10 protein-coding genes are annotated in these 11,644 nt (G+C 43.9%); 1 reads left to right on the top strand and 9 read right to left on the bottom strand.

Annotated elements, in window-relative coordinates; all coding sequences use genetic code 11:
• Positions 1 to 153: 153 nt before the first annotated feature.
• The 4 genes from sat to N4J56_RS00035 all read right to left on the bottom strand — a co-directional run bounded on the left by sat (position 154) and on the right by N4J56_RS00035 (position 4,869).
• Complete coding sequence (gene sat / locus N4J56_RS00050; RefSeq protein ID WP_317104580.1) at positions 154 to 1,338, bottom strand: sulfate adenylyltransferase; 1,185 nt, start codon at positions 1,336 to 1,338, stop codon at positions 154 to 156.
• A gap of 179 nt (positions 1,339 to 1,517) precedes the next feature.
• Positions 1,518 to 2,423 (bottom strand): hypothetical protein, encoded by a 906-nt coding sequence (locus tag N4J56_RS00045; protein WP_317104579.1) that lies wholly within the window; start codon positions 2,421 to 2,423, stop codon positions 1,518 to 1,520.
• Between the two features lie 253 nt (positions 2,424 to 2,676).
• Positions 2,677 to 3,645 carry a DUF2382 domain-containing protein gene (locus N4J56_RS00040; RefSeq protein WP_317104578.1) on the bottom strand — a complete coding sequence of 323 codons (969 nt, stop codon included), beginning with the start codon at positions 3,643 to 3,645 and terminating at the stop codon, positions 2,677 to 2,679.
• Between the two features lie 384 nt (positions 3,646 to 4,029).
• Positions 4,030 to 4,869 carry a DUF2382 domain-containing protein gene (locus N4J56_RS00035; RefSeq protein WP_317104576.1) on the bottom strand — a complete coding sequence of 280 codons (840 nt, stop codon included), beginning with the start codon at positions 4,867 to 4,869 and terminating at the stop codon, positions 4,030 to 4,032.
• A gap of 147 nt (positions 4,870 to 5,016) precedes the next feature.
• On the opposite strand from N4J56_RS00035, the gene N4J56_RS00030 reads away from it, so the two are divergent.
• Positions 5,017 to 5,658 carry a bifunctional 4-hydroxy-2-oxoglutarate aldolase/2-dehydro-3-deoxy-phosphogluconate aldolase gene (locus tag N4J56_RS00030; RefSeq protein WP_317104575.1) on the top strand — a complete coding sequence of 214 codons (642 nt, stop codon included), beginning with the start codon at positions 5,017 to 5,019 and terminating at the stop codon, positions 5,656 to 5,658.
• Between the two features lie 62 nt (positions 5,659 to 5,720).
• Here the strand turns inward: N4J56_RS00030 and N4J56_RS00025 are convergent, their stop codons facing one another.
• The 5 genes from N4J56_RS00025 to dnaA form a co-directional block, all read right to left on the bottom strand.
• On the bottom strand, positions 5,721 to 6,467 hold the full coding sequence (locus tag N4J56_RS00025) for a creatininase family protein (protein WP_317104574.1): 747 nt from the start codon (positions 6,465 to 6,467) through the stop codon (positions 5,721 to 5,723).
• A gap of 474 nt (positions 6,468 to 6,941) precedes the next feature.
• A complete protein-coding gene (locus tag N4J56_RS00020) occupies positions 6,942 to 7,136 on the bottom strand; it encodes an NblA/ycf18 family protein (RefSeq protein ID WP_015152113.1) in 195 nt (64 codons plus the stop codon).
• A gap of 811 nt (positions 7,137 to 7,947) precedes the next feature.
• On the bottom strand, positions 7,948 to 9,636 hold the full coding sequence (locus N4J56_RS00015; protein WP_410500391.1) for an ABC1 kinase family protein: 1,689 nt from the start codon (positions 9,634 to 9,636) through the stop codon (positions 7,948 to 7,950).
• An 88-nt stretch (positions 9,637 to 9,724) separates the two neighbouring features.
• Positions 9,725 to 10,051: a DUF6825 family protein gene (locus tag N4J56_RS00010; RefSeq protein ID WP_317104572.1), complete on the bottom strand. Its 327-nt coding sequence runs from the start codon at positions 10,049 to 10,051 to the stop codon at positions 9,725 to 9,727.
• Positions 10,052 to 10,267: 216 nt separating this feature from the next.
• On the bottom strand, positions 10,268 to 11,644 hold the full coding sequence (gene dnaA / locus N4J56_RS00005; RefSeq protein WP_410500289.1) for a chromosomal replication initiator protein DnaA: 1,377 nt from the start codon (positions 11,642 to 11,644) through the stop codon (positions 10,268 to 10,270).

Below are 11,644 nucleotides of genomic sequence, written 5' to 3'. Positions count from 1 at the left end.
TAGCTATCAGCTACTACTGGTTTCACCAGCTACCAGCCTATCAATAAACTAGGGAGTCAGTTATCAGTTATCAGTTATCAGTTGTCAGTGGCTGGGCTCAATTTTTGTCACTAGTCACCAGCCGCTAGCCACCAACCACTCACCTATGACCAATTAAATCTCATATTGGGTGATATTCATGGCTTTAGCTAGTTCTGCTGCAACTTCCGGTCGGGAGAATTCTGGTGGTGGCAGTTCACCCCGCCGTAACATCTCCCTGACTTTTGTTCCCGATAGGTGAATTCGTTCTTCGGGTCGAGAAGGGCTGGTTTTGGTAGTTGCCATTTGCAGAGTCCGCTTGCAGTAGAAGGCGTGTTCAAATTTTAATGGCATAATTCCTAATTCTTTTGGCTCAAACTCGTCAAAAATATGTTGAGCGTCATACGTACCGTAGTAGTCTCCTACTCCAGCATGATCGCGTCCGACTATAAAGTGGGTGCAGCCGTAGTTTTTGCGGATGAGAGCGTGGAAAATTGCTTCCCTAGGACCCGCATAGCGCATGGAAGCAGGATTGATTGCTAGAATGACTCTGCTTTCAGGAAAGTAGAGTTCCTGCATAATTTCATAGCAACGCATCCGCACTTCGGCAGAAATATCATCGCTTTTTGTTACCCCTACTAATGGATGTAGGAATAAACCATCGACAATTTCGAGGGCGCACTTGATAATATATTCGTGCGCTCTGTGGATGGGGTTACGTGTCTGAAAACCAACGACTGTGCGCCAACCGTTTTCTCTAAAAAGTTCGCGAGATTTGGCTGGATCGATTTGATAGTCGGGAAATAAAGGGTGTGGATCGCGGTGTAACAACCAAATGGAACCCGCTAGGTTAACTTCACCTTGGTTGTAAACAACGGCTACGCCAGGATGTGCTTCGTCATCGGTGCGGTAAACGCTGGCTGCTTCACGGATTTTGTCATAACGATACTTTTGTGATAGTTCTAAAACTCCAATAAAGCGATCGCTTTTATCGTCTAGCCGGACTAAACTACCTTCTTTCAGTGGGGCTGCAACTTCTTCGCTGACAGAGAGAGTAATGGGAATTGACCAAGGTAGACCGTTACTCAGACGCATATTGTCAACGACTGACTGATAGTCTGCTTGTGCCATAAATCCAGTCAAGGGACTGAATGCACCAATTGCAATCATTTGCAAATCGGAAACTGCCCGTTCGTCTAACTGGACTCTAGGCAGAAAATCAGCCTTGTCTAGGAATTCTAGACGCTGTGCGTGGTTGGCAATGCGGTTAATTAATTGTCCGCCGTGGGGAGCAATACCATCTATGCGATCGCTCGTCATATCTTTAAATTTTGTTTAGATCTTGGCTGCAAGCATTTATAGTACCAAGATTATGTATCTTGCTACAAAGCGATCGGCTAGAGTCAAAAGTCAAAAGTCAAAAGTCAAAAATTCATCTTCGACTACTTCCTTCTTCTCCCCTACACCCTACTCCCTGCTCCCTACTCCCCGCTCCCTTCTTACTGAGAACAGCGATCGCACCATTCTTGATAGAGTTTTTGTTTTTCTGGACTGTCTACGACAATTTCAACCCGAATTTGCTGACATCCGTGCTGGCGTTCGCGGGCGATCGCGTTTAATAATAGACTGGCAACTTTAGGCGAATCAAATCTACCTGTTACTGTCAATTCACCTACACTTTGGTTTTTTTCACCAACATCCCAGGAATTCAATTTGCGATCGGCAAGAGTTTCTTGTCCTAAGTTAATTTCAGCTATTTGCTTGTGTTCTGGATTAACCTGTTCTACAATCAGCTTCTCATACCGCACTGGTACTTCTACCATCCGCGTTTCTATTTCTTTGCGGACAATAACTTCGCCAACTTTACGTTTTTTTCGCTCTACTACTACTCTTTCTGCTAGTAGTTTAATAATTTCTTCTGTTGAGATGTCTTGAGATGAACTCAATTGGGTGTTAGCTTGGTTGTTTATTTCGCTGGTCATAGGTGCTGATAGTTCTGGTGGTACAACTTCCAATTGCCTTGCTAGAGATTCGCTAGAAGCAACTTCTAAGCGATCGCCTGTCATCATTATGTCTTGACTGCTACTTGAATGCAGTTCTTGGTTGGATTCTTGAGTGAGATCTCGCTCTCTTTCTTCAGATACAAATGTAAAATCGACTGCTACAACTTTATCTGCTACTTCAATTTTTCGTATTTGCTTACTGTTGATTTGCAAGTTTGAAGCTAAGCTCCCAACCTTAGAATAAACGATCAATTGTAACTGTTGTTGGCGATCTACAATGATATCCTTTACTATGCCAATTCGATTTCCTTGCAAATTTACGACGAAGAAATTCTTTAATTTCTTTCTGAGTTTTTCAACCAAGAAATTGAAATGACTGCGATCGGACGTTGGATATATCATTTTAGAACACCTGTTTCAAACCTTATTAAAAAATATTTGTATTGCAAATCTGATTATTTCTATAAAATACGTATTAACTCTGCTTCTAAATGAAAGGTATGTTCCTAATATGGTGGGAAAGAGCTTTTTAATGCGATCGCGATAAAGATAAAATCAAAAAAATAAAATGTTGTGAAAAAGTACAGACAGTACGCGATTTGCGCTCTGTCTGTACTTACTTTTAAGAAGTGGCGATCCCTACTTCCAGTATGTCTTAGATGCGATCGCGGTTTTCATCAACTGGCAAGTTACCAGTATTTACATCCAACTCTTCGCGCCGGACTGTTTCTTCGGCGTTAACAGTTTGTTGGTCTACAACCTTTTTCACTTTAACTTCTTCACGCACGAACGCTTCTTTACGAATTTCAGGCGTTTCTTCATAAACTTCCATCCGTGCTACTTCTCCCTCCCGGAAGTCTACTTCGCCAGGTGCTACAGGTCTACCAGCATCCGTCGGTGTCACGCGCTCGATGACGACTCGCTCTTTTTCTACGGGTACTGCCACTCTTTCTGTTTCGACCTCTACGTGCTTACCGATTGTAACTTCCCCAGTCTTGACGCGACGCTTGTTGGCAATCAATCTTTCTTCGTAGAGTTTGAGGCTCTGGTGGTTCTGCTCGTTAAGATTGTACAAGTCTGAATCGTGGTCGTCATACTTGTATGTGTCGCGATTGTAGCTAGCAGCTGCTGTGTAGCCTGTATTAGAAGGAGATGGATCTAGCGGTGCAGTTGCATCAAGTGTAGCCTCACGCTCGATTGGAGCAGCTGCGGTTGAACCCATCGTACCCATCGTACCCATCGTACCCATCGTACTTGCTGTACCATAATTTGGGGTACGATATACTCCTCTAACTCTCTCTTCGTAGTCGTAATCGACTAAATCGTGTTCGTTATATTCTGGTAAATTTTCTGCTTGCTCGCGAGTCAAACCAGTTGCATATATACGGTCTGCATTGTAATCAATTCTGGAGCGACCCATTGGCAACAAAACTTTTTTGCCAAAAATCCAAAAACCTAGATCTACTATAAAGTAGCGGAAGCGCCCTTCTTCATCTACTAAAATGTCACTAACTGAGCCGATCTTTTCGTCATTTTCTGAATATACAGAGTACCCTTTCATATCGCGATCGTCAAAGCTGCTGCGATAATCGGGATCGAAATCTGAGATTTTATGCAAAGCCATAATTTGTTTTCTCCCGCTTCAATTTCTTCTATCCTAGAAAACAATTTTTCACCTCATCATCTCCCAAATGAAATATTCAATTTCATCCTGGGAATGAGTTATTTATACGTGCAGTCCGCAATTAGATAAGTGTTGTTTTGTTTCCTTTAATTTTTTTATAGAAAAGAAAGAACGACAAATCTACCACTGGAGGCGATTTGTAGATTTTTCCTGCTACTCACATTAAAGCTATACTCATAACATTTCCTCTTACTATTGAAGGAGATTGTTTAAAGACCATACTTCTACGGATAGATTGTTCGGCATTACTTATATATTTTGATTTAGTAGGGTGGGCAACGCCCACCTGATAATAAATTGGCAACTAGTAAGGGTAAGAGCAGACTAATCGCGATCGCGCATCCGATTAACTACATCTACGTCTAACTGACCTTTAACTGTTACATCTAGTTCTTGATGGCGCACTGTTTCTGTTGCTTCTACAATATCTTGTTCTATTACTTTTTTAACTTTGACTTCTTCTCTGACAAAAGCTTCTTTGTAAATTTCTGGCGTTTCTGCGTGCAGCTCTACCCGCGCAACTTCTCCCTCAGCAAACATAGGTACGTCGGCAGCAACTATATTGGTATCTGAGGCAGGCAATCTCTCAATGACCAATCGCTCTTTAGTAATTGGCATTTCTACCCGTTCTATTTCTGTTTCAACAAGTTTGCCGATCGCAACTTCTCCAGCTTTAACGCGCTTCTTATTAGCTACTAGTCTTTCTTCATAAAGTTTAAAAGTCAGGTGATTTTGCTCGTTTAAATTATATAAAGATGCATCTTGTTGATAGTTGTACGTCTCGCGCTCGGAGCCGATACCCTGCTCGTTAGTTGCACGATAAACATTGCGTACTCGTTCTTCGTAATCATAGTCAACGGCATGGCGATCGCTATATTCTGGCAGTCGTGCCACTTGAGCGTAACTCAAATCGTTGACGTAAATTCGTTGTCGGTCATAATCAATTCGAGTGAGTCCAATTGGAATTAATATTTGCTTTCCTGTCACATCAAAACGATAATCAATCACTAGATAACGAAATCGACCTTCATTATCGAGTAGTGCGTCAGTCACCGAGCCAACTTTTTGTCCTTCTTCTGTATAGACTTCCAACCGTTTGACATCATCCCCATCAAGAATCTGTTGATAATTAGGATCGAAGTCTACAAGCGTGTGTAGTGCCATACTTATACTTCAGAATAGTAAAGGGATGATAATAGATTAAAAGCGCCTGATTTTAGGTTCATCCAGCTGGCGACTGACATCTGAACTGTTGCTGGACGTATGTTTCCGATAGGTAACGATCGATTTGCTGAGCTGCTCGGTAAGACAATGTTTAACGATTCATGGTTGAAGTTATTGCAGCAAAATAGAGCGATCGCTGTGATCCGTGCCAATAAAATTGAGCTAGGTTGTCAAATGGCAAAAGCGGTAGCAGCAGGAGGAATGCAGTTAATCGAAGTTACTTGGAATAGCGGTCGCCCCGCCGATTTGATTTCGCAACTGCGCCGCGAGTTACCGACTTGTACAATTGGTACGGGAACGATTCTAACTTTAGAACAACTGCAACAGGCGATCGCCTCTGGAGCGCAATTTCTCTTCACTCCCCATGTCGATTCTGTCTTAATTCAAGCTGCTGTAGCTCTGGGTATACCGATCGCACCAGGGGCGCTCTCTCCCACAGAAATTGTTACGGCGTGGACGGCGGGAGCGAGTTGCGTCAAAGTGTTTCCCGTGCAAGCACTAGGAGGCGTTAGCTATATTAAGAGCCTGCAAGCACCCTTGGGGAATATTCCTTTAATTCCTACAGGAGGAGTGACATTAGAAAATGCCAAAGAATTTATTGCAGCGGGTGCGATCGCGGTAGGCTTATCCGGTCAGTTATTTCCCAAAAATTTTATTGAAGCAGAAAATTGGGAGGCGATCGCGCAATTGGCTAAAACTCTCATGTTAGGAGTCGGGAGTCGGGAATAAGAAGACAAGGGAGAGTTAACAGACTAACTACCGATTACCAATTACCAATTACCAAGTATTGTCTACTCCCCATTCACAAATTCTAGATAAGTATGACTCAACTCCTTCACCGCTAACTCATAGAACTGCTTCCCGTGTTCGGGGGTTGCTAAGGCGGGATCGGAACCCATTCTGCCATCAGGATAACGACGGCGGAAATCTTCTGCACCGTAAATTTTATATCCTCTCCCCACTTCTGGCGATAGAGGTGCTTGTTTGATTGCTTCTGGATAAACGTACTGGGTGAGTGCAACTTCGCTCGGCGTAGCATGAGAGCCTTCTTTGTCGCCGTATAATTCTTTTGCTAGCTGGTAGACAGAGCCGCACATAAACCAGTTACCCAGGTAGCACTTGACGTTATCAGCATTAGGTAGGTTGAGGTCGGCTAAATGAGCGTAGGTTTCGGAAAATGCTGCTTTTAGGGTGGCAATGTTGCCACCGTGACCGTTGATAAAGAAGAATTTAGTAAATCTAGCCTTTGCTAGACAAGTCACGTATTCTTTCACCACCTGAATCATCGTGCTGGGTCGCAGGCTCATAGAACCAGGAAAAGCAGTGTGGTGCAGTGCCATCCCAATGTTGATTGTAGGTGCAACCAGTGCTTGCGTCGCCTCTCCGACTCCTTTAGCGATCGCTTCTGCACAAATCGCATCCGTTCCAATCAGTCCTGTAGGTCCATGTTGCTCTGTAGAACCAATTGGCATAATTACGCCTTGGGAATGCTCTAGATATGCTTCTACTTCCAGCCAGGTACTCAGATGTAATAACATGACTTACCGGATAGCAATACTCTTCTTTGATTATGAGCGATCCATAAGTTTTATGTTTTGTACTTTGGATCGTGGAAGTATTCTCAATTACCTTGGTAGATCAAAAACTGGTACACCTGAAACTTAGCAGTTTTCGATCGCTTATCAAATCTATCAAATTTCTTTAACTGACTCGTTACGATTTGGGTGGATTTTACTTTCTGTCCACTATCACCCTTGCCGCTGTTCGCTCAATCGTGCGAACTCTCTGATTTTCACGCGCTTATCTAGTTTACTATTGACATCTACTGGTTGTTTGTACAATTTTTTTCATCAGTAGCGCAGCTAACTATTAAACATTCTAATCACAGTCTGACATTTTCTCAGTTTTTGGTTTTTGTGTTGAGTTGACGCCCCAGCATCCCCAGCTCCTTTCCCGCTTGGAACTCAGCAAGAGATGGAGGTCGCCTACTGCTGTAGACATGGCTTAGGCGTTTATTGCCAATTACCTCCGTCTATACCCCAATGGTGCTTAAGCAATTCCTTATAGGTTGCTTCGCGCATGACCATTTGACGATATAACTTTACGAGGAAGTCTTGTGCCTGTTCTCGATCCATTTTCTCCACCTGAGTTTCAAACGAGCGGATGTTGAATTGCTGTTCGAGTGAGAGTTCAATTGGGTGACTCATATTAACTCCTGAAAACAAACGTAGTGACTGAGTTGCTTCTAGCGCGGCTTCGTGGAAGCTTTGCTTGAGTATAACAGCAGTTGTTTCTCTATGTATTAACAAATTTAACAACTACTTGACAAGATGCGCTACTTCTTATTGGGTATACATATTAAATCAAAAGGCAGAATCTCGATTTCGGTAGATATGAGGAAATTTATCGATAGTTTTAACAAGTTCTGTCACAGAAAAATGCTCAGACCGAACAAAAATAAGTAGTTATACTTATAGACAGACCTAGATGCAGCGGCTTGGGCAGTCAAAAGGCAAAAGTTAACAGTCAAAAGGTAGGAATTGTAGGAGCGGGTTTTGACCAAAAATTTCGAGCTTTGGCTTGTCAATCTATTTACTAAACCCACCCGTACTAAAAGTTACGTATTCAAATCGTTTATCTTTGCTGGGGATCGAGGTTCTAGCAATCTGCGCTGAGTTGGCGAAATGTATAGCAGGTTGCATATCTCAATCTTTGCGGTATGGCAGGCGATCGCCATCTCACTTGCGAACGAAACAAAATAGGGTGCGTTGTGTAACACACCCCATTAGTCATTGGTCATTTTTTGTTGGTCAGTGACTAGCGGCTGGTGGCTGGTGGCTAGTTAAAGAAAGGGTGTGGGGTGTAGGGGAGCCAGTGCGGTCTTGGAGGTGGCGCTATCGCGGACTTCGTCGCCCTCCGTTGAAGCAACTGGCGCTATCAGGGTGTAGGGTTGAATTGTGACTTGTGACTTGTAATTGCTCCGCGACTCTCTCTTCTCCCTGCTCCTTGCTCCCTAACTTAAAACATTTTGTCGTAGCGATCGAGGCGCATCAGCAGGCGAATCAGAGAAAATCCAGTTCCGGCAGCGATCGCCCCAGGGATCAATGCTAGCCAAGCAAATTGACTAATTAACAAAATTGTTGCCGAAATCGTGAAGGAACTGACAATTAGAGCGTAAGTAATGGCGACTTGGACGCTACTCTGTCGCCGCAACAAGCGTTCTGTTTCAATTGACCGTACCCGCACGCGCAAATCTCCTCGTTCCAGTTTTTCGAGGGTGTCTTCTAAGCGTCTTGGTAAGCCGAAAGCGGTACTACCCACTTGGGCAGCTTGACGACTTAATTCGTTCAAGAAGCTATTACCATCAACAGAACCATTACCATCAGTCATAAGCTGGAATGCAAAAGGTTTAGCAACTTCCATAAAGTTGAACTCAGGGTCTAAGCCCTTGCCGACCCCTTCGAGAGTAGAAAAAGCCCGCATGACGAACGTAAAAGTAGCCGGAAAGCGAAATGGCTGACCGTAGGCAATTTCATAAAGATCGTCGCTAATCGCACTCACCGATTGATTTTCAAACGGCTTATCCATGAAATTGTCCAGCATAAACTGCACCGATCGCCGGACTGGACCCATATCATCTGTAGCTGCTAAAGCGCCCAGTTCTACTAAAGATGCAACCACGCGATCGCCATCTTTTTGCGCAATGCCAAACAGAGTTTCCATTAACTGTTCGCGCACGTTTGCCTTAATTCGCCCCATCATGCCAAAATCATAAAAAATCAGCGACCCTTCGGGACTAACAGCGATATTACCTGGGTGCGGGTCGGCGTGGAAGAAGCCATTGTGTAGTAACTGATGTAAATAGGCTTCTGCTCCTTGTCTAGCTATTAACTTCCGGTCTAAGCCAGCGGCTTCTATCGCTTCATAGTGGCTGATCTTGATTCCTGGTGCGTATTCTAGAGTTAAAACCTGTGGGGAAGTGTAACGCCAGTAAATTCGAGGGACTTTAACCCAATCGTATTCGCGAAAATTGCGGCGAAACGTATCGGCATTGCGACCTTCATTTAAATAATCGATTTCTTCCCAAAGAATGCGACAACACTCTTCATATATTCCCAGCCAATCGCGACCGCGCCCCCAGTCGGGATGATTTTGAAAGTAGCGTGTAATACCTTTGAGAATCGCTAGGTCAATTTCAAACAGTTTTTTTAATCCAGGGCGTTGTATTTTGACAACAACCTCCTCACCCGATCGCAACTTAGCTTTATGGACTTGACCTAAACTTGCCGCTGCTAGAGGTATTGGCTCAAAACTATGAAACAATTCGGGAATCTTTTTGCCTAATTCTCGTTCTACCGTTGTTTCTACTTGCTCGTAGCCAAAGGCAGGAACCCGATCCTGGAGCTTTGCGAGTTCCTCGACATATTCGCTAGGAAATAGATCGGCGCGGGTAGAGAATAGCTGTCCGACTTTGATAAAGGTCGGACCCAGATCCAATAAAGTATTGCGAATCCAGATTGCCTGTTTTTTGCGCCTAGCAATCTTTCTAGCTTCAGTTACGCCGCCTGGATAGCTCCAAGCTTTTCCATCTAGCCACAATCCAAACAATAGTGTCAGGACAAACATCCAAATGTCTACGAACCGTCGTTGGCGCGAGTAATTTTCGCGGTTCCAACGATAGGACTTATTCGTGTAAGTCTTCTCCATGCGATCGGCGTAACTTGTAATTTGGGCGGAGTCGGCAGAAAAAACAGACACTGATCGAGCAGTAAGGGGTAAGGGGTAAGAGATGCTGTTAGAGGGAGTTGCTGCGATAGCGTTGTAATTCAGCCCGCAGTAAGGCAATTTCAGCCCGCATATCGTCGATTGTTGCCTGCAAGTCGGTAGGTTGCGAGCTTTGAGGCACTATCTCCGTAGTACTTCTACCTACATTCGACACTTCCATTTCCCGCTCTGCGCGCTCCGTCACCTGTTCGGTAAATTGCCGCAGTTGCTCTCGTGCTTCAGCATCAAATTTACCTAATTCGCTCAGAGCATCGGTCAATGCATTTTCTAACTTTTCGCTGACAATTTCAGCCGCTGCCCTACCAACAAAGAAGGCATGAACCAGAGGATTACTCATAGCTACAAATTTCTACACAATTGCCATCCGCAAAGATTATAACTTGCTGGCTCGCTCTAATGCTTGTACCTTTCGTGAGGTGTAAGGAGTTAGAGATGGAAAATGCGATCGGTAATACGGTCTCAGCAGCGAATTGCAGCCAGTCTTTCCTCATCAGTAACCCCCGACTGTGCGCCAACTCGTTAGTCTGCTGGCTTGCTTTTCATTATCCATAGTTTAGTTCCGCGAACGACTCGTAATGCTAATGCGATCGGCTAATTGTCTTAACTTTTGTTCTAAACTGGGATCGCTATCCTTGAGCTGAGAAATTTTCTCACAACTATACAGTACGGTGGTATGGTCTTTCCCGCCGAATTCTTCGCCAATTCTCGGTAAACTCAAATCTGTATACTGTCGCATTAAATACATGCCAATTTGTCGCGCCCAACTAATTTCTCTGCGTCGTGAATTGCCTTTCAAATCTTCAAGCGAGACATTATAAACGTCGGCGACGACCATCATCACCGATTCAGCTGAAGCAGCTACTTTTTCTATGCCTGGATTTAAAACTGGTCGAAGATTTTCCACTGTCATAGATAAGCCAGAAATAGAAATATAAGCGACAGCACGAATCAAAGCTCCTTCTAATTCTCTAATATTAGAAGTGTAATTTGAGGCAATATACTCAATCACGTTTCTGGGCAGACGCATATTTTCATACTCTGCCTTTTTCTGTAAAATTGCCATTCTAGTTTCAAAATCTGGCGGCTGAATATCGGCAATCAATCCCATTGAGAATCGAGAACACAAGCGAGCCTGCAACTTGGGAATTTGGTTTGGCGGACGGTCTGATGCTAGAACGACTTGTTTTCCCGCTTCATGCAGCGTATTAAATGTATGAAAAAATTCTTCTTGCGTGTATTCTTTACCTTCAATAAATTGAATATCATCGACTAATAAAATATCGGCAGCACGATAATGCTCTCGAAAACTCTGCATACTATCTTTGCGGATCGAAGCAATCAAATCGTTTGTGAATTGCTCGGTAGAAACGTAGAAAATTTTAGAATTTGCATCAATTTCTAAGCGATAGTGACCGATCGCCTGCATCAGGTGAGTTTTTCCTAACCCCACGCCGCCACATAAAAATAGCGGGTTGAATTCTCGCCCTGGAGATTCCGCCACTGCCAAAGCCGCAGCATGAGCCATCCGACTGTTAGAACCGACGACAAATCGAGAAAATACATACTTTTGATTCAGTTCTGGCGGCTTCACATTGTTGCTAGGAGAAGCTTTTGGGGTGGTATCGTTACTCAAAGACGACCGAGCAACTTCTGACTCGGCAAAACGCACGGATTCATCTCCCTGAGCCACGGTAACGTGAATTTCTACAGGATAGCCGAGAATATCTTGGACTGTATCGGCAATTGTTTTGATGTAGCGCTTTTGCAACCAATTTCGATGGAATGCATTGGGAGTGCAAATTGTCAAGGAATTATCCTCAAGCCGCTCAGCATTGGCAGTTTTAATCCAGGATTCAAAAGAAGGTCTGCTTAACTGGAGTTGCAATCGCTCCAGTACTTGAGTCCAAAGATTATCGGGGGAAAGATCCAC

It is taken from the genome of Chroococcidiopsis sp. SAG 2025 (assembly GCF_032860985.1).
Lineage (GTDB): Bacteria > Cyanobacteriota > Cyanobacteriia > Cyanobacteriales > Chroococcidiopsidaceae > Chroococcidiopsis.
This window is presented reverse-complemented; position numbering and strand designations above follow the sequence as displayed.